The 18,318-nt window shown below is 56.7% G+C and carries 16 protein-coding genes; 9 read left to right on the forward strand and 7 right to left on the reverse strand.

From position 1 onward, the window contains the following. Positions 1–4 precede the first annotated feature (4 nt). The 6 genes from HY852_RS16525 to HY852_RS27940 all read left to right on the forward strand — a co-directional run bounded on the left by HY852_RS16525 (position 5) and on the right by HY852_RS27940 (position 6,731). Positions 5–775, forward strand: a complete 771-nt coding sequence (locus HY852_RS16525; RefSeq protein WP_291605848.1) for a class I SAM-dependent methyltransferase — start codon at positions 5–7, stop codon at positions 773–775. A gap of 66 nt (positions 776–841) precedes the next feature. After that, a complete protein-coding gene (locus tag HY852_RS16530; protein WP_291605849.1) occupies positions 842–2,242 on the forward strand; it encodes a hypothetical protein in 1,401 nt (466 codons plus the stop codon). 3 nt (positions 2,243–2,245) lie between these two features. Further along, entirely contained in the window at positions 2,246–2,938 is a 693-nt protein-coding gene (locus HY852_RS16535) for a glycosyltransferase family 25 protein (RefSeq protein ID WP_367116367.1), read from the forward strand. Beyond that, positions 2,935–4,011 (forward strand): glycosyltransferase, encoded by a 1,077-nt coding sequence (locus HY852_RS16540; protein WP_291605851.1) that lies wholly within the window; start codon positions 2,935–2,937, stop codon positions 4,009–4,011. The genes HY852_RS16535 and HY852_RS16540 overlap by 4 nt, the downstream gene beginning before the upstream one ends. A gap of 30 nt (positions 4,012–4,041) precedes the next feature. Continuing rightward, a complete protein-coding gene (locus HY852_RS16545; protein WP_291605852.1) occupies positions 4,042–5,403 on the forward strand; it encodes an oligosaccharide flippase family protein in 1,362 nt (453 codons plus the stop codon). 707 nt (positions 5,404–6,110) lie between these two features. Continuing rightward, positions 6,111–6,731, forward strand: a complete 621-nt coding sequence (locus HY852_RS27940) for a glycosyltransferase (protein ID WP_367116368.1) — start codon at positions 6,111–6,113, stop codon at positions 6,729–6,731. A 126-nt stretch (positions 6,732–6,857) separates the two neighbouring features. Here HY852_RS27940 and HY852_RS16550 read toward each other — a convergent pair whose 3' ends face one another. From HY852_RS16550 to HY852_RS16565, 4 genes are read right to left on the reverse strand one after another with little or no spacing between them, the layout of a single operon-like run. Then, complete coding sequence (locus HY852_RS16550) at positions 6,858–7,928, reverse strand: polysaccharide pyruvyl transferase family protein (protein ID WP_291605853.1); 1,071 nt, start codon at positions 7,926–7,928, stop codon at positions 6,858–6,860. A gap of 42 nt (positions 7,929–7,970) precedes the next feature. After that, positions 7,971–8,939: a glycosyltransferase gene (locus tag HY852_RS16555; RefSeq protein ID WP_291605854.1), complete on the reverse strand. Its 969-nt coding sequence runs from the start codon at positions 8,937–8,939 to the stop codon at positions 7,971–7,973. Then, a complete protein-coding gene (locus HY852_RS16560) occupies positions 8,939–9,445 on the reverse strand; it encodes a serine acetyltransferase (RefSeq protein ID WP_291605855.1) in 507 nt (168 codons plus the stop codon). Before HY852_RS16560 ends, HY852_RS16555 begins: the two co-directional genes overlap by 1 nt. After that, positions 9,438–9,965, reverse strand: a complete 528-nt coding sequence (locus HY852_RS16565) for a serine acetyltransferase (protein ID WP_291605856.1) — start codon at positions 9,963–9,965, stop codon at positions 9,438–9,440. The genes HY852_RS16560 and HY852_RS16565 overlap by 8 nt, the downstream gene beginning before the upstream one ends. A gap of 342 nt (positions 9,966–10,307) precedes the next feature. On the opposite strand from HY852_RS16565, the gene HY852_RS16570 reads away from it, so the two are divergent. Beyond that, positions 10,308–11,429 (forward strand): WecB/TagA/CpsF family glycosyltransferase, encoded by a 1,122-nt coding sequence (locus HY852_RS16570; RefSeq protein WP_291605857.1) that lies wholly within the window; start codon positions 10,308–10,310, stop codon positions 11,427–11,429. A 53-nt stretch (positions 11,430–11,482) separates the two neighbouring features. After that, positions 11,483–13,891: a tetratricopeptide repeat protein gene (locus HY852_RS16575; RefSeq protein ID WP_291605858.1), complete on the forward strand. Its 2,409-nt coding sequence runs from the start codon at positions 11,483–11,485 to the stop codon at positions 13,889–13,891. A gap of 6 nt (positions 13,892–13,897) precedes the next feature. Here HY852_RS16575 and HY852_RS16580 read toward each other — a convergent pair whose 3' ends face one another. From HY852_RS16580 to HY852_RS16590, 3 genes are all read right to left on the reverse strand, one after another. Then, a complete protein-coding gene (locus HY852_RS16580; protein WP_291605859.1) occupies positions 13,898–15,136 on the reverse strand; it encodes a hypothetical protein in 1,239 nt (412 codons plus the stop codon). A 34-nt stretch (positions 15,137–15,170) separates the two neighbouring features. After that, on the reverse strand, positions 15,171–15,755 hold the full coding sequence (locus HY852_RS16585; RefSeq protein WP_291605860.1) for a polysaccharide biosynthesis/export family protein: 585 nt from the start codon (positions 15,753–15,755) through the stop codon (positions 15,171–15,173). A 141-nt stretch (positions 15,756–15,896) separates the two neighbouring features. Beyond that, positions 15,897–16,715 (reverse strand): AAA family ATPase, encoded by an 819-nt coding sequence (locus tag HY852_RS16590; protein WP_291605861.1) that lies wholly within the window; start codon positions 16,713–16,715, stop codon positions 15,897–15,899. 265 nt (positions 16,716–16,980) lie between these two features. Between HY852_RS16590 and HY852_RS16595 the strand changes: the two genes are divergently transcribed. After that, positions 16,981–18,318, forward strand: a complete 1,338-nt coding sequence (locus HY852_RS16595) for a sugar transporter (protein ID WP_291605862.1) — start codon at positions 16,981–16,983, stop codon at positions 18,316–18,318.

Here is an 18,318-nt window from a genome sequence, read left to right on the forward strand (position 1 = left end):
ACCCATGAAAATTCAACATCACGTATATAGAGCAATCGAGCGCATGGGTATCCGTGCCGGCCTGAGAAAGCCCGTACCCTCGATGAAAGATTTCGCTCTGACAGGAAGCGAAATCCAGGCCTTCAAAGATGGGGCAGGGGGCGGCGTCAAGGCAGCTTTTCTTGGGGCACAGAAGCGTCCCGCGCACAAGTGGACCCACTACCTTGATATCTATGAACGATATCTGTCGAACTACCGCGATAAACCGATCTCCTTTCTGGAGATCGGGGTAATGTCGGGAGGCTCACTCGATATGTGGCGAAGATATTTCGGTGAGCCCGCAACCATCGTTGGGATCGATATAGATCCCACATGCGCTGAGCGTGTCGATCCACCAAATATTGTACGCATAGGTTCGCAAGACGACCGACGTTTCCTTGAGGGTGTAATTAACGAATTCGGTGCACCGGATGTCGTTCTAGACGATGGCTCTCACATTGGCAGGCACCAGCGAGCCAGCTTCGAAATTCTCTTTCCTCATTTGAAAAGCGGTGGCCTGTACATCATTGAGGACGTGCACACCGCTTATTGGCCTGACTGGGAAGGCGGCTACAAGCGCAATGGCTCGATCATAGAGTACACCAAGCAGATGATCGATGACCTGCACGGCTGGTATCACAATCGACGAACCACCACTCCAGCCAAGGATGAGATCGGAGCGATACACCTCTATGATTCGATCATCGTCATCGAAAAGAACGGGAAAGGCAAACCTGGTTTCTTAGCTAGTATCTAGGTTGCCGCGTGCTTGTCTGGACCGTTATGCCCTGTAAGGAAATAGTTTTGCCGGTAGAAGGCGCGCATGCCTAACTGGTTTGCATATACGGCGCTCGTTTGCTGGCCGATCATTTCGATGTTTTTGTTTGCCAGGCTGACGTTAGCCAAAGCGACGGTTTGGACCATATTAGGAGCGCAATACTTCCTGCCGGCGGCGACTGTCATCAAGATTCCGATGGTGCCGCAGTTCGACAAGGCCTCCATTCCGAGCCTTTGTGTCTTGGTCGGTTGCATGGTTCGCGGCCAGAAAATTCGCAGAGACAAAACATCTTACGTCGCCGATGTTCTGATCGGCATGTATGTCTTGGGCCCTCTCGCGACTTCGATCTTCAACGGCGACCCGGTTGTTGTGGGTAGAACTCTTATTCCCGGGGTGGACGCCTACGACGGAGGCTCGGCGTTGTTGCTGGCGGCTATTGCTCTCTTTCCTTTCCTTGTTGGACGCCTGTTTCTCGGCACGACCTCGGCGCTGGCCGACTGCCTGCGCGCCCTCGCCTGGGGCGGCATTTGCTATTCTGTTCTGCTGCTCTTTGAAATGCGGATGAGCCCGCAGTTGCATTACTGGGTTTATGGCTTCACGCCGTCAGACTTTGTTCAACAAATAAGAGGTGAAGGCTTTCGACCCATGGCGTTTATGGGGCATGGCCTGATCGCGGGCTTTTTCACAATGGCCAGCTTCGCAGCAGCCGCTGTCCTGAGCAGGTCTGGCTTCAAATTGGGAAGGATACCGACGAATGGTGCCGTTGCATATCTCGGAGGAATCTTGCTCCTTTCCAGGAGTTTGGGAGCCACGCTATATGGCGTGCTCCTGTTTCCATTCGTCAAATGGGGCAGCGCAAGAGTGCAGTCATTTTTGGCTGTCAGCCTGGTGTCCGTCGCCCTTGCTTTTCCCTTGGTACGCTACGCGAATATCGTTCCGACGGGGGCAGTGCTGGGGATGTTTGAAGCAATCAGTCCGGACCGGGCGCAATCTCTTGCCGTTCGGTTTCTGAATGAAAACATCCTGCTCGAAAAAGCCTCGGAGCGGTGGCTTCTGGGATGGGGGCGATACGGGCGGAGCCGGGTCTACGGGGAGGAGAGCGGCAAGGATATCTCAGTTACTGATGGCCGTTGGATTATCGATTTAGGTCAACATGGGCTGCTCGGTTTCATCGCCGAATTTGGGCTCCTGTCGCTTTGCGTGATCCGGGCGGCTAATACGTCTTTCCGGGCAGCGCAGGAGCGGCTCCTTATAGTCGGGGCCAGCCTATTGTTGGCGATAAATGTAGTCGAGTTGATCCCGAACTCAACACTCACTCCGTGGAGTTTCCTGTTGGCGGGAATGTTGCTGGGAAGAGCTGAAGCAAAAAGTGCCGCGGCAGATGTACAGAAAAACAAGGATTATGCGGCTGGCTATCATTTCAGTAAGGTGCACGGGGGTGGTTGAGCTATGGTGGTAGCGCTGCGAAGCGATTCCGGTAAGATTGAGGTCATCAATCTAAGATCACGACCCGACAGACGGGACGCGATGAAACGCGAGCTGGAGCGAATTGGGTGGCAGGCTGATTTCTTCGAAACGGAAAAGCCGTCGGATGCAGCCGGCTTTCCGTCTGTGGGCGCGCGTGGGTGCTTCGAAAGCCACTTGGCGGTACTCAGACGCAATAGGGGAGTTGATCGCCTGGTGGTGTTGGAGGACGATGTAAACTTCGCCAGAGATTTCGGCCACCTGTGGAGCGAGGCAGAGCGCGAGCTCGAACGTGTTGACTGGTCCATCTGTTATCTCGGACATCAACTTCCAGTTGAGAAATTCGGGCTCATCCTTCTGGATTCATCGCAGGCCGTCAGGTGCTCTCATTTCCTAATGTTCAATGGGCTGTCTTTGGCGCAAATCATCGCAGAATTGGAAGTGATCTACTCTCGACCGCCGGGGCATCCTGATGGAGGACCGATGCATGTGGATGGAGCCTACAGCACTATCCGCGCGCAGAGGCCGCACCTAAAAACATACGCGTACGTGCCCTCTCTCGGATATCAGCGTTCATCCCGCACAGATATAGCCGACGATAAGTGGTTCGATAGGAGCAGTGTCCTGCGCCCGCTAGTTGATCTCGCCCGTCGTGCCAAGGATGCTTTTAGGCATTGAGTGACCTCGTGAGACCTCGCATTCTTAATATTCTGGTGGATGGTCGCCCCGGCACAAGAACGCGGGCGTTGCAGATCGGCAATCTGGAGTTCGAGGTTGTTGACGTCATACTTGGTTCTGGCTCAGCCTGGTTGTTGTTGCTCAAGGCCCTGTTCATTCCGCGCCGATTTGGCCAATTCGATGCAGTCATGACCAGTGAGTACTTTTCCTCGTTTGCGATCAACTTCCGCCTGTTGGCTACGCTCTGTCCCACGCCGCACATCACGGTTGGGTTGAATCAAAGTCGTCAACTCTTGAAGTCCGGGCATGCCGCTATCGATGGAGCAATTAATCGAATCTTTGGCAGGGGAGACCTGTACATCATGCACTCCCGGAAGGAGCTGGATCTCTTCAATCGAATTCATCACTTGAACCTGGAAAAGCTCATGTTTTCTCATTGGGGCTTCGATCATCCAGGTGTCGGATCAGACACGTTTAGAACTTGGCCGCGACCGTATGTCTGTCTTGTTGGAAGAAACAACAGAGACGTGGATCTCTTTTGCCAAGTGTGCCGTCAGCTGGATTGCGATGGCGTGATTGTCTGCTCCTCGCATCAGAAAATGCCCCAAGAGTTGCCCGGCAACGTCCACGTGTTCAGGGATCTGGACATGGAACGGGCGATGAGCTGCATTAAGCACGCTCTGGCAAATCTGATCCTTGTGAAGGACGGAGAGCGGGGAGCGGGCCACATTACTGCGGTGGCGGCAATGCTCCTCGAAACACCTCAGATTGCCTCAACCGTGGAGGTGCTCTCCGACTATCTCATCGACGGCTATAATTGCCTCGCGGTGCCAATCGGCGATGCGGATGCTATTCGGGACGCAATCGCGGCCATTTTGAGCGCGCCCGATATGTCCGCTGAATTGGCGAGCAACGGGCGTGAGTACGCCGGAAGATGGCTTTCGCACCAGGCTGCGACAGAAAGGGTCTTCGCCGCCGTCCACAAGATCCTATGTGGCGAAAGCGTGCAAGCCGTTGACCCCGAATGGTTGCGATACTTTTCGTCGGTGTCTAAACCAAGGCCCAACTTGTAGATTCGGCTCAACGACTTTTAGAGAATTGTCTTGCCAGCGAAGCGGAACCTGCGAAGCCGAATCATTGAAGCTGCGGCTTGGGGATTCGGGAGCCAGGTGTTTGCCCAAGGCTTTCGCTTTGCCTTGAACCTGATGTTGACGCGCTTGCTCGCGCCGGATCTCTTCGGATTAATGGCGATTGCGAACGTGGCGATGATAGGCATCGCAATGATTTCAGATGTCGGCCTTGGTCCTAATATCATCCGCAGTCCGCGCGGCCGGAATTCTGATTTTCTGAATACTGCCTGGACCATTCAAGTGCTCCGCGGATTCCTCACATGGATTATAGGCTTGTTGGTAGCATCAGCCATTCTTCTTGCCGGACGTTCCGATCTTGCTCCTCTCGGCAGTGTTTACTCGGACCCGCGATTGCCGACCGTCGTAGCGGCAATTTCTGTGACGGCGCTCATCGCCGGCTTTACTTCCACAAAGGTTCATGAGGCTCGAAGATCACTCCATGTCGCTCGTCTGACCCTTAACGAGATCAATGCGCAGCTTATCAGTGTGGCCTGCATAATCGGCTGGCTCTGGTTCGACCGGTCGGTCTGGGCTCTTGTCGCGGGTGCAATCAGCAATTCGGCTGCGGCCACTTGTCTAAGTCACATCAACCTGCCCGGGACATCCAATCGTTTCCGGTGGGATTCGGCCGCAGCTTCCGAGATATTCAAGTTTGGCGCCTGGATTTTCGTTTCATCTCTCTTGACTTTTGCGGCAGCGAACAGCGATCGCCTCCTCCTCGGAGCGCTAATGAATTCAAGTCTGCTTGGGATTTACAGTATCGCATTTGGGCTATTCAGTGCCATCGAGCAGTTGGCGTCCCGAATGATCGGGATGGTGTCGCTCCCGGCGATAAGCGAGACCGTACGAGACCGTCCTGCACACCTAAGCACCATTCACTATCGTTTTCACCGCATAATTGCGGGCGCGATGTATTTTGCTGCAGGTACGCTCTTCACTGCCGGACATGCATTGGTTCGCTTCTTCTACGATGCGCGCTATGATGACGCAGGCTGGATGCTGCAGATCCTATCCCTGGCACTGATAAGCGTGCCATCACAAGTGACACATCAGACCTTCATCGCAAAGGGCGAGCCAAAGCTAGCCTCCATGGTTTTGGTCGGGCGACTTGTGATTCTTTTTCCAGCCGTACTTGGAGGATTTTCGCTGTTCGGCGTGCGAGGCGCGCTTGGAGGGCTGGTAATCAGCTTTCTTTCCGCGATTCCAGCGACCGCCATCATCAGTATGCGACTCGGAATATTTCAGATGAAGAACGAATTGCTTCCTCTACCGACTTTCTTCGTGGGGTTGGGCGTTGGATACGCGGTGGCTGTTGCACTCAATCTTGTCGATTAGCGTGCTTGATCATTGTGATGGAAACGCAGCTTTGGGAATTCACGGAGCATCGACATTTGCTTAAGTATTCGCGTGTGCAAGTTCTAACGCTTTAGGGGGGAAAGATTAGCAAGGGAACTCTCCGAAAAGAGCGGCCTCAGACAACTTGGTTGGTGATTACACCGAGTGTACCGGCGTGTCTGGACGACGGCATAATTTTCATGGACGAAAAGGCTGTAGCCGGTCTCCGGTTATATGCGGATCTCTGGCCTGGTCGAGTCCGCTGCATCTTTCGTGCTGGGCCAAAATCGAGCATTGCTTTCGGAGGGGCGTACGATCCCAACGATTTGCCATTCGAGGTGAAACTTGTCCCTGATGGCACCCAAGTTTCAGATGCGGACTTATCTGACGCCTCGGTTGTTTTGGCCTCGGGCGACAACTGGCTGGACTTCCCGATTGCCGAACAGGGAAAGCGGCTCGGATTCCGAGTGTGCTTCGTCATCGAATATACGCTATCAACTCGAGCAACTATCGCTTTCTTATCCAAGATGTCCATATTCAAAAAGATACGATCCCTAGTATGGTTGTTACACAAGGAGATGCAGCGCCGCGCAGCCTTTAAGAAAGCCATGTTTCTCCAATCGAATGGCATTCCCGCGGCAGAAAGTTACGGGGAGTGCTGTCGGAGTGTGTTGACTTTCTTCGATACTCGACTCTCACGAGCTCAAATGGCTACTTCGAAAGATGTGAGATCGAAGGTGCGACGTCTTCAAAGCGGAGCGCCACTTAGGCTGGTCTATACGGGACGACTTGAGCGGATGAAGGGGGCGGAGCATCTAGTGGAGGTAGCTCGCCAACTTCAGATACCATTTACGTTGGATATTTATGGCGACGGCACACTTCGAACTGAGATGCAGGATGCCATAAGAAGGTGGTCATTGAACGATCGCGTGAGGATTCATCAGCCGATAGATTTCTCGACGGCCTTGATACCTATGCTGAGGACTGAGGCCGACCTGTTTTTGTGTTGCCATGTACAGTCCGATCCATCATGCACTTACTTAGAGACCCTCGGTTGCGGCGTGCCAATCGTAGGTTATGCTAACCGCGCCTGGAAAGGTCTCCTCTCGAAGGCCGACGCAGGGTGGTCTGTACAATTGCGTAGGCCAGCTCTCATGGCGAAAAAAGTGGAAGAGTTACACGGCTCGCGAGATGAACTGTGTAGTAAGATAGACGGAGCCATATCATTTGCACGAAAGCACAGCTTTGAGGATGAGTTTCGTCGCCGTGTAGAACACTTAGTCCAGCTTTCTGCAGAAGAGGACACTTTCCTTCAGGCTCGGGATTAGGTAATGCGCAAGCTTCTGCGGTCGCAAGTACATCATGGCAGCGGTTTGCGCGACGTACTGATCGAAATAGCCGCTTGAGCGATGCAAGTCATTGCATCTTTGTGATCGGTGGCCAGCTCACTTCGATTATCGAAACAGGGATGCAATCGTACATCGCTGCGAGTTTGAGATTTCGGCTATTTTTCTGATATTCAGATGCCGATCAGGCCGCGAAAGTAGACCTTCAATCCGCTTTAATAGACGGTCGTCATCGACCGATAGTTCTTCGACTAGGTTCTGCTCCATATCTGTTGCCAGCGTAAAGTCTCGGCACTTGTCAGAATAGGCGATCAAGAGCGAGGGTACTCCAGCTATCATAGCGAGCCCTGCCGAATGCAAGCGGATTCCCACAAATGCCTCGCACTCCGCGGCCTGTCGCATAAAGAGGCGTGCATCACGATAGTTCCGGATAATTTCGAACCGACCTTCTTCCAACTTGGAACTCTCTAGAACGCGAACGGTGGCTTTCTCATCCTCTGGATTGACTACAAAAATTCGGAGGCGGAAATCTCGTGAGAGTTCGACCATCACCCGTTCGATTTGGCGCTCGAATAAGATCTGGTTGCCGTGGCTGAGAACGTCGCCGATATTGATTCCGAACAGGCGATCCTCAGTCTGAGATCTGGGGCGGCGTTGGTCCGCTAGGTCATGGTCATACAGCAGGATTGCCGCATCACCGAATACACTAGCAGAGGCCCCCAACCTTTCGGCGGTCTGCTTTGAAAGTGGGCCTCGTAAGCCGACGTATGCTGCGTGCCTCAACAAGTACGCCCAGCGCTCCACGCTATTCGTCCAGCTCTCTATTTGTTCCTCTAAGAGCGAAATGCCGGTCCCAAGCACCGTTATTCTGGATCCCTGCCGGGATCGATTTTCGACGTAGTCGAGCCAGCCATTTTGAGCTTCAGGGCCGCCACCATGGATTAGGGTGCCTCCGCCGACGACCAAGTCGCGCCGTTTACGGCGGAGTATTGCGGCGTTAAGTAGCCGGTTTCCGGACCCGACCACAGGCACCGCGTGTCCGGCCGGGAGTGCAGAAAGGCCCGCCGTCCTCATCGCCTCGTCGCCGAGATTATCGGCATCGTACATACCAAATATCTCGATTGTCCGGCCTGTATTCAGAAAAAAGTCGGTCAGTGAGGCTATTCGCTGAATATTCATCGTGAGTGCTCTAGCACTGCTCCACTGGTTATCTCGGCTTTGTTAGACCTTATATTCAATCAACCCGCTCCGCCTTCGTCGCAGTCGCGACAGCGCGAACCACATTACTCCCTCGGCTTCGGGAAAACGAGCGAGTACGTGGAATACGGCGAGTGGAGTCCGTTCGGGATCTTTTGCTCGCAACCATAGCCGAAGCATCTGGAGCGGATAGATCAACCAGGCCACAAGGCCGGCCGGCCAGAATGCGACCGACGCGATCAGGCACGCCAGCGGAAGCAATGCGCCCCATACAACCGCGCGGGCCGTTTCACGCAGCCAGTGGCCGTGCCGACGGCCATGCAGAAATGCGCCCTCGGCAAAGGCGTGGCCGCTCCTCACCACCCGTCGCCACCATTGGCCGAAGTTCGTGATCGCGGCGTCGTGGCTGGTCATCTCGGCCGGCAGGCGATGGATTTGCCAGCCGCTTGCCCGCAGCCGAACGCAAAGCTCGGGCTCTTCGCCGGCGATCAGGTCGGATCGATAGCCTCCCGCCGCCGACAACGCCTTAGCCCGCAGCATGACGTCTCCGCCGAAAGCCTTGGCAGGTCCGAGCGGCACATCCCATTCGATGTCGCACAGGCGGTTGTAGATCGAGCGTTCGCGAAAGCGTTCGCGTCGTCGTCCAAATGCAGCGCAGACCTCCGGATGCGATTCCAGGAAGGATAGAGCCGACGCTGGCCAGTCCGGGTGCAGTTCGCAGTCGCCGTCGATGAACTGCACGAAGGCGATCTCGGGGAAGCGCTGCATCAGCTCGCGAAAGCCTTCGTTGCGTGCGCGGGCGGCCGTAAAAGGCTGTTCGGGTGAGAGCTCGTGAACGGGAACGCCGTGGTCGCGAACCCAGGCCGGCGACCCGTCGCTCGAGCCTGAGTCGACGTAGATGATCGGGGCATCCGGCGGCAACGAGCGGATGCACGCCTTCAGGCGCTCGCCCTCGTTCCGGCCGATGACTACATAGCCGATCCGTTGCGACATCAGCGCAGCCCGCCCGCGCTTTCAGCGCTGGCCATAGATTCTTGCGTAGGCCACGACGTTATCACCGCGTTCGCCCTGATCTCGGAATGAGCAGGTATCACCACCGGTCCAAGGATCCTGGCCCCGGCACCGACATCAACGTGTCCTTCCAGGACAGGCAGCCCGCCACCGCGGCGGGTGCCGACCGTGACCTGCTGAAACAGAAGGCAGTTGACGCCGATCTTCGCCTCAGGGTGGATCACGATGCCGTTCGGATGCGGCAGCAGCAGCCCGCCGCCGATGTCGCAATTGATCGGAATGTCCGCGCCGGTAACCACGCTCCAGAACCGGTGCTCCAGGACGTAGAGCCTGCGGCGAAGCTTGCAGAATAGTCCCGTCCGTTTCGCAAGGCGCTGATAGCCTCGGATGGTTTTCAGTAGCTGTTTGCCGGGTTGCCAGAAGCTGGTGACCGCCTCGCGCGACCAGTCCGGAACCGTTGCGCTGACTTCCTGCGTCGCTTCAGCCATTGGCTGCCCTGATCGTTTCGTGCCGCCGCGGCTTGATCACCGCCGGCACGCCGATGGCGATCGAGTTGGCGGGCACGTCGTCGAGCACCACCGCGTTGGCCCCGATGATCGAATTGTCGCCGACCGTGATCGCTCCCAGCAGCTTGGCGCCGGCGCCGATGTCGACATTGTTGCCGATGACGGGCGCACAGGGCTCATCGACCCGGCGCAATCCGACCACCACCCCGTTGCGGATCCGGCAATTGTCGCCAAAGCGCGCATAGCCGCTGATGATGATCCCGCCGAAATGATCGATGATGAAATTGCGGCCCACGATCACCTCGCAGGGCAGCTCGATGCCGGTCAGGATCTGCACCAGCTTGAACAGGATCTTGTAGATGAACGAGCACAGCTTGCGAAGCAGGGCAGGGCGCACGCCATAACGCCATCGGCCGAAGCGGTAGACGATCATCACCCAAAAGCCCTGGGCGCCCCAGTCCCGCCCATGGGTTGCAAAATCGGAGCGAATATTGTCGAACATTACACCACCGTGCACGCCATCGTTGGTCGCCCCACGCACCGCTCTCAACATGCGGCTTTATACTGTGCTTGTGTCGTGAGTGCCAAAAGCTTGCAAATTTGGTGAACCGGGCTTGGCCCGATTTTCAATCCGTCAGCACCTGGCTGCCCTTTAATCCGGTCCCCACATTAATCACATAAATCGATTGACTTTTCCCCGGCACGACGTTCGTGTTAGACATTAACTGGTTACGATACGATTTTACCCGAATTCTCGTTGGGGCTCGAAATTTAAGTTCGTGGGGCTTTTGTGTTAAACACCTTGCGTGCGGACCGCCGGGGTCCTGCCCCGGCTGCAGGAGCATTGCCGTTTCCCGCAATGGAACCGGATGCTCACGACGATCTTGCGCGCGATGTTTATGGCCTGCTCGGCGTTCCCGTCGATGCGATCGATTTTCCGGCCTTGCTTGATGGGATGGGAGCGGCTGCCGGAATGGGCTCGCCGTTCCTGATTTCGACGCCCAACGTCAACTTCCTGGTCAAGAGCCAGGAAAGTTCGGACTTTCGCGAGACCCTGTTGCTCAGCGATCTGTGCCTGGTCGACGGCATGCCGTTGATCTGGATCGCCAAGATGCTGGGCATCCCGATCCATGAACGGGTGGCCGGCAGCGATCTTTTCGAGCGGCTCAAGCGGGCCAACGAGCCGGAGCGACGGCTCCGCGTTTTCCTGCTGGGCGGCGCCGAGGACCTCGTCGCCCGGGTGGGGGCAAAGCTCAACGCCGAGAAATGCGGCCTGCAATGCGTCGGCGTGCTCAATCCAGGGTTCGGCACCATCGACGAAATGAGCACTCCGGAGATCATCAACACCATCAATGCGAGCGAAGCCGATCTGCTCGCGGTTTTCTTCGGCGCCGAAAAAGCCCAGGCATGGCTGATCCGCAACCACTGGCACCTGCGCGCTCCCATCCGCGCCCAGTTCGGCGCAACCATCAATTTCGAAGCCGGAACGGTCAGACGGGCGCCGCCCCTGCTGCGGAGCACGGGTTTCGAATGGTTGTGGCGCATCAAGGAGGAGCCGTACCTCTGGCGCCGCTACTGGAATGATGGCCTGACGCTGCTTCGCCTGTTTGTTACCTGCGTCCTGCCGATGAGCCTGCGTGCGAAGGGGCCGGAAAAAGCGACGCTTTCCGTCGAGGCGAGTGAGGACGATCTTTCCGTGAGGATCAGCCTGATGGGGGCAGCTGTCGCAGCCCACGCGGATGGCGCTGTTGCGCACTTTCGCACCGCTCTCAAGGCGCGCAAGCCGGTTGTCATCGACCTGTCGCAAGCGCAGATGATCGATGCCAGGTTCTTTGGAGTATTCCTCATGGTCCGGAAGAATCTCGCCCGACGCGGCCTTTCGCTCCGGTTTACGGGTGTGTCATCCAGCACCCGGCGAACGTTTCGTTTGAACAGATTCGAATTTCTTCTGTCGCACGAAGTGTGATAGCGCAAGTGAATGGTTCGCCATAAGGCTGCTTTTTATCGCCAGGGCACAGCATGACGCATTTGCTTCGTCTAGTTCGTTATAAGTTCCGGTTTCAGGTTGCGGCTTCCCTCGTGGTCGCGGCACTGGTCAGCGGCTGCGGCTCGCCCGAGGACCGCGCGCAATCCCATTACGAAAGCGGGATGGCGCTCATCGCCAAGAAGGATGATCTCAACGCCCGTTTGGAGCTTCTGAAGGCCGTCAAATACAAGAGCGACAAGGTCGAGGTCTGGCGGGCTCTTGCCGGGATCGACGAGCGTACCAAGGCGAACTCGCTTTTCCTGGACCTGCGCCGCATCGTCGAGCTCGATCCGAATGACCTTGGTGCAAGATTGAAGCTTGCGCGCATCATGCTCGCCGGCGGCGCCGCCGAGGCGGCTCTGAAGGTGGTGGACGCGGCCAATGAAGGGGACAAGCCGAGTGCCGCGCTTCATGCCTTGCGGGCGATGATTCTCCTCAGGACGAGGGATACCGGCGGCGCTGTTCGCGAAGCGCAACGCGCGTTGGAGATTGATCCTGGTAACGTGGACGCCGTCACCTTGCTGGCATCCAGGAAGCTCTCGGACCGGGATGTTGACGCAGCCCTGAAGCTTCTGGATTCTCTGCCAAAGGACGTCGCGACGACCGAAGTTCGCGTGCCGCTGCTGAAGGCAGAAATCTTCGCCCGAAAAGGCGACCTGCCGAAGTCGGAACAGATCATTCGCACCCTGGTATCCGAGCATCCTCAGGAGCCCAGCTATCAAACTCAGCTGCTTCGCATCCTGATCGCTCAGCGCAAGCTTGATGATGCGGAGAAGGAGATCAGAAAGAAGGTCGAAGCCGCCAAAGGCAGCAAGGCAGTCCTCGAACTCGTCGGCTTTCTGAATTCCTTCCGGGGCGCCGACGCCGCACGCGCGGAGCTTGAGGCGCGAATAAAGGCCGGCGGCGACGTTTTCGACTATCAGATCGCGCGGGCCGAACTGGATACGGTTCAGAACCGGACCGCCGAAGCAAGGCAGGTCCTGCAAAAGCTCGCAACGGAAGCGGCGAGCCCTGAAAGGCAGGTCGCGGCGAAGCTCAAGCTTGCCCAACTGGAGCTCGGCAAGGGCGATCGGCAATCCGCCGAGACGCTCATTTCGGAAATCTTGTCCAAGGACCGCCGCAACGGAGGTGCCCTCCGGCTGCGCGCGGCGCTCAGCGTCGACAAGGGGCAGACGGATAGCGCGATCGCCGATCTGCGCGAGGCGCTCAACGATCAGCCCAAGTCGCCGGAACTGCTGCTCATGCTGGCGCTTGCCTATGAACGGGCCGACAAGAATGAACTTGCCGACCGTCAATATGCAGACGCGCTGAAATGGTCCAACCTGAACCCGGAGGTCGCTCTTCGATACGTGGCGTTTCTCCAACGCAGGAAGAATGCCGCCCGTGCCGAGGACGTGCTGACCGAGGTTGCAAACCGCAATTCGAATAATCTGCAGGTCTTGTCATCGTTGGCTCAAGTGCGCTTGAGCCGCCAGAACTGGCCTGGGGCTTTGGCCGTGGCCGATGCGCTTCCCCCCAGCAAGGAAGCTCGCGTGCTGGCGGGTGAAATCAGGGCTGCGGCCCTCGAGGGGCAGAACAAGTTCGATGAAAGCATTGCGGCCCTCGAGGAAGCCCACAGGGCGGTGCCCGAGGCGGCGCAGCCGGTGATTGCGCTCGCCTCGGCCTATGTGCGACGGGGAAGGGCCGATCAGGCGACGGCTCTGCTGCAAGACATGAACAAGCGTTACCCCGGAAACGCTCGGCTGCTCGTGCTGCTCGGGCAGACCGAACTTGCCCAAAAGAAGGACGAGGCGGCACTGGCCGACTTCAAGGAAGCGATCTCACGACAGCCGAAAGACCCGGTGGGATACAGTGCATTGTCCGAGTACTACATCCGCAATAAGAATTTCGATGCTGCTGAAAAGGTCGTGCAGGCCGCACTCAAGGAGATCCCGGGAAGTCTCGGTTTTCGGCTCTCGTTGGCAAGTCTTCAAATCCTGAAGGGCAACAACGAAGGCGCCATAGCCGAGTATGAAGCGATCTTGAAGGAGCAGCCTCAATCCCTCGTCGCGGCGAACAACTTGGTCAGTCTGATCCTCGATCATCGTTCAGACAAGGAAAGTCTGGAGAAGGCGTTTTCGCTCTCCGAGGCTCTCAAGGATTCGAATCTACCTCAGTTTCAGGATACGTTGGGGTGGGCTCGCTACAAGCAGGGCGACCTGAAGGGAGCGATTTCAGCATTGGAAACGGCCGCCGCCAAGGCCTCAAATCTGTCTGCTGTTCACTACCATCTGGGGATGACGTATGCGGCGGCAGGGCAGGCTGAGAAGGCCGCGCTGGAGCTGAAGAAGGCGTTTGATCTGGAGCCGGAAGGAACGCCGCTGAAGGAAAGCATTCGCGCCGCGATGAAGTCCAAGGGCTAGGTCAGACTAGTTGCCGGAGGGCAACAGGACGAAGTTGTGGGTCACGGCGAACAGAAGGCTGTGCGAGTCGGCGGGCGAGGTTCCTGATACCGTGGGCGTGCCGGTCACGGGATCGATGATCGTCCCTCCCGTGCTCGCGAAGCGATGCTGGTAGCGGTACGTGAGCTGGGTCAGCCATTCCCGAGTCAGAGTTCGGCTATAGGTCGCTGAGGCCGATGCGTAATCCGTGGTCGTGGTGGCAATCTGCCGGTTGCCGCTGGCGGAAAACGACAGCGACGAGCGGCTGTTAACCTGGTGATTCAAACTTGCCGTAATCGAATCCCGCTTGATCATCGAGCCAACGATGCTCGGTCCGACGGACTGGCTGGCTACAACAGTGAGGGTCGTGGTCTTCAGCATCCTGTAGGTGAGAACGGCGTCGCCGATCCAGTCATATACCGCGTTCGAAACCGGCGTGGCTGACACGATCCCGCCAATGGGGGATGTCGACACTCCGCCTTTGGTGACGAGGGCTGCCGCGCCAATGTTTCCGCGGAAGGACAGTACAGGTGAGAGCGTGGCATCGATCCCGACCTGTTCGCGATAGATCTGGTTGCGCGTGTTGAATGCGTTGTCGAATTCAAGCAGTTCCGCTTCGGAGGAAAAACTGAGCGAGGCGACGGAACTTAAGGAATGGCGCCAACTTCCCCTCACCAACGTGTCGGTGAACGGAATGCCGCCGCTCGAGGGCTCGTAGCTGGTGCGGGTTGAGGTGGCAAACAGGCTCACCCTATCCAAAGCGCTCAGCGATCGATCGATGCCACCGCTGGCGGTCAACCTGTCGAGGAAGCCGCCCACATTCGTTGAAATGCCAAGATCATTCAAAATCGCGAGCGCGGTGCTTTGTTGCCTCCAGGCTGCTTCAATGAACTCCCGATCCGACTTGATCTTCCCGTTCTGTTCGTAATGAGCTCTGAAGCCGTAGTTCAGGAATTCCGACGGCCGTCCATCGACGGCAGGTCCCCAATATTTCTTGTAGCTGCCGTCGCCATCGAGAATGAATTTCGATGTAGGGGTTCTGGCTTCCGCGCTGGTGGTCAGGGTGGAATAGGACCCAAGCGCCGCCATGGGCGTAGGGCTCAGAAACTGATTGCTGTTGAACTCGACACTTTGGCTTTCAGATGTCTTGATCGACCAATCGAGTCCGAATGCCACCGACGGCGTCATGCCGGTGCATAGCGAGACCGCGATGGCAATTCTTTTCACAGCAGGTTTCGTTTCTGAACAGCTTTAGCTTCCTTCAGTCAAAAAGCCCTCGTTCGGGAACGACGATCACGTCACCAGCCCGAAGCATGATGTTGCCCTCGAGATCGGCGCCGGCCTCATAGGCTCTGTAGTTGAAGACAAAGATTGTCTCATCGCCGGTAGGTGCTCGGCGGCGCACCTGGATACGACGTTTGGCGGCGAATGGACCAATTCCGCCCGCTAGCGCGATCCCCTGCATCAGCGTGGTCGGCTGTCGAACGACGTAGGAGCCGGGCCTGAGGACCTCGCCGGTAATGAAGATCTTCGGCTTCAGGTCTTCTTCGGGGACATCCTTAGGCGCATTCGCCAGCGCAACCGTGACGTCAAGTGCTTCGTCCTTGTAATTGGGCTTTAGCTTGGACTTGAGGATGTTCTCAACGGCGAGAGGTGTCAGTCCGCGGGCCCTGATGTGCCCAGCCAGGGGAAACGCGATCTCGCCAAGAGGATCCACCACGACCGTTCGGTCCAACTTTGGATCCTGCAATACCGTGATCGATAACGCGTCGCCGGGTTTGAGCGTTTGGGCACCAGCGGCCGAAATACAGAACCCGAGACACAACAAAGCAAACAGGGTCCGCATGCCCATCCCCTCCAAACAACAAAGCGAGCCAAATCGAGCCTTTAGCGTTCTGCTCAGGCTCCAACGTCCCCACCGGCCCCAACGTGTGAGTCTGACAGGGACCGTAGTGGGTTTCAGCTAGCCGAGGAACCCCGGCAAAAATTATCTCACCGGAAAAATGCTGTACTGTTGCTTGTCTGCAATAACGTCGCGAACCAGTTTATCCGAGATAACGCGTTGGTCGTTGGCGAAGCCATAGACCAGGGCCGTATCGCACAAGATATTGATTATTCGTGGGATTCCGCCGCTTGCTTTGGCAATCAGGGCTGCGGCTTCCTGGGTGAACAAAGGCCGACGTGCCCCCACGGCATGAAGGCGAAAAGCCATATAATTCGCGACCTCACCATAATCGAGCGCCTTTAAATGGAAGTCCGATGAAATCCTTTGGGCAAATTGGTGCAGCTTGGGCATCAACAACAGGTCGCGGAGCTGCGGCTGCCCGACCAGAATCAGCTGCAGTATCTGGGATTTGTCGGCATTGATGTTTGAGAGCATGCGCAGATGCTCGAGCGCTTCCGGCGCGAGGTTTTGCGCCTCGTCGATGATTAATATCGTCCGTCTTCCATTGGCGTATTGCCCGTACAGAAAATCATGCAAGCGCTTGAAAAGGTAGGGGTAATCTCCCTCGAAAGGCTGCCCCACCGACATCAGGATCCATTGCAGGAGCTCCTGGCGCCCCTCAGGCGAGTTCGAGATCAGTCCTACCGTAATACCGGCGCTCACCTTCTGCAGCAAATGGCGTACGAGGGTAGTCTTTCCTGATCCGATCTCGCCAGTAATGACTGTGAAGCCGGCATTGTTCATGACGCCGAACTCCAGCATCGTAAACGCCATCGAATGCATCTTGCCCCAGTAGATCAGGTCCGGGTCCGGAAGAATCGAAAACGGCTTCTCCCGTAGCTGATAGAACGCCTCGTACATCGCAATCCCTTGGCCAGAAGCCTATTATAAACTCAATTCGCGTAAATACTTAGGGTGTGCTTGGGAATCTGCGAGCTTCGTAAACGTCCGCAGCCGATTTCGACTGGCTCATGCATGAAACCATTAACAAAAAACTTAAATTGAACTTCCGCCTGGCAACTATTCGTTAAAGGTCATCTAGGTTCGATGGTAAGAGTTGAGCAGGTCTCGTTCAACCTGCTGTGCGGGCAGGTGTCTCGCCGGCCGCTGTTTGGAAGACGGACGCATGCTGCAAAAGCTAAGTTTGGAGAACGATTTTGAAGCCGTGCAGGAGGATCGAAGTCATCTGCTCCGGCCGGCTTTCTATTGGGACGTATTCCAGCGGCGCTGGCTGTATTTTGTGCTCCCATTCGTCCTTATCGCGACCGTCGGCGGGATTGCTGCTTTGCTCTGGCCCGCCACCTACCGGTCAGAAGGCAAGGTTCTTGTCCAGTCGCAACAGATTCCCTCGGAATTAGTCAGGCCTACGGTCACGAACGCGGCGCAGGAGCGCATCCAGGTCATCGAGCAGCGCACGATGACGCGCGACAACCTCATTGCCATTGCGGATAAATTTCAGCTCTTCCCGGAAAAGCGGGCATTGATGTCCGTGACCGAACTCGTCGAGCTCGTCAAGAAAAGCACCAAGATCGCGCCCGTGGACCTTGAATTGAACTTCAAGCAGCGAACGCGCGCGGAGAACCCGACCATCGTCTTTTCCGTCGGGTTCGAGTACGGCAATCCCGCCGTCGCCGCCCGTGTAGCCAACGAGCTCATGACCCGAATCCTGAACGAGGACCTTCGGGACCGGACCAGCCGCGCAACCGACACAACACGTTTTCTGGAGCGTGAAGTACAGAGACTTCAAACAGAAAATGCTGCCCTGGACGCAAAAATTGCCAAGCTGCGCGTGACGCAAGGGAAGCCGTCTTCGCCATCTGCGGACGCACCAACGAGCACGCTGGGGCAGCTGAAAGCCGAGTTGATCCAAAAGAGTGCGCTTTATTCCGAGCGGCACCCGGGCATCCAGTCGCTGAAGCGTCAAATCGAAGCAATGGAGAAAGCAGCAGGCACTCCCGTCAGCGGTGATGCTGCGGTATCGGCGAGCCTCGATGCGCTCGTTGCCCAACAGGAGAGCCTGCAAAAGAGTCTCGATACAGCAACCGCCAAGTTGATGGCGGCGCGTCTCGGAGAGAATCTTGAGAAGGACCAGCAATCGGAAAAACTGGAAGTGATCGAACAGCCGACCGTTCCTCAGGAGCCGGTCAAGCCCAATCGGCCCAAAGTAGCGGCCCTTGCATTAGCTCTCGCGTTTGCGGCGGGTGCGGGCCTGACATTCTTGGTCGAAATTTCCGACAAGGCAATTAGGCGAAGCAGTGATCTCTTGTCCGTTGTCGATCACAGACTGGTCGTCTCGATTCCCTACATTGTGACGAGCGCAGAAGCGCATCTCCGAAAACGCCAGACGATTTTCATCAGGTCTGCTTTTGCATTAGCCCTGGTCGGACTGCTGATCGGGGCATACCTTTTCTTACCTCCGCTGGATCTCGTTCTGGCCAAACTGCGCGTAGGACTATTCCGGTAA

Source organism: Bradyrhizobium sp., from assembly GCF_016213215.1.
Lineage (GTDB): Bacteria > Pseudomonadota > Alphaproteobacteria > Rhizobiales > Xanthobacteraceae > Bradyrhizobium.

What these genes read in the sequence shown, in the direction of transcription:
- HY852_RS16575 (WP_291605858.1), top strand. Translation starts at nt 11,483, where the DNA reads ATGACGCATTTGCTTCGTCTAGTTCGTTATAAGTTCCGGTTTCAGGTT.
- HY852_RS16550 (WP_291605853.1), bottom strand. Translation starts at nt 7,928, where the DNA reads ATGAATATTCAGCGAATAGCCTCACTGACCGACTTTTTTCTGAATACA.
- HY852_RS16595 (WP_291605862.1), top strand. Translation starts at nt 16,981, where the DNA reads ATGCTGCAAAAGCTAAGTTTGGAGAACGATTTTGAAGCCGTGCAGGAG.
- HY852_RS16590 (WP_291605861.1), bottom strand. Translation starts at nt 16,715, where the DNA reads ATGTACGAGGCGTTCTATCAGCTACGGGAGAAGCCGTTTTCGATTCTT.
- HY852_RS16560 (WP_291605855.1), bottom strand. Translation starts at nt 9,445, where the DNA reads ATGGCTGAAGCGACGCAGGAAGTCAGCGCAACGGTTCCGGACTGGTCG.
- HY852_RS16585 (WP_291605860.1), bottom strand. Translation starts at nt 15,755, where the DNA reads ATGCGGACCCTGTTTGCTTTGTTGTGTCTCGGGTTCTGTATTTCGGCC.
- HY852_RS16535 (WP_367116367.1), top strand. Translation starts at nt 2,246, where the DNA reads ATGGTGGTAGCGCTGCGAAGCGATTCCGGTAAGATTGAGGTCATCAAT.
- HY852_RS16555 (WP_291605854.1), bottom strand. Translation starts at nt 8,939, where the DNA reads ATGTCGCAACGGATCGGCTATGTAGTCATCGGCCGGAACGAGGGCGAG.
- HY852_RS27940 (WP_367116368.1), top strand. Translation starts at nt 6,111, where the DNA reads ATGGCTACTTCGAAAGATGTGAGATCGAAGGTGCGACGTCTTCAAAGC.
- HY852_RS16565 (WP_291605856.1), bottom strand. Translation starts at nt 9,965, where the DNA reads ATGTTCGACAATATTCGCTCCGATTTTGCAACCCATGGGCGGGACTGG.
- HY852_RS16525 (WP_291605848.1), top strand. Translation starts at nt 5, where the DNA reads ATGAAAATTCAACATCACGTATATAGAGCAATCGAGCGCATGGGTATC.
- HY852_RS16530 (WP_291605849.1), top strand. Translation starts at nt 842, where the DNA reads ATGCCTAACTGGTTTGCATATACGGCGCTCGTTTGCTGGCCGATCATT.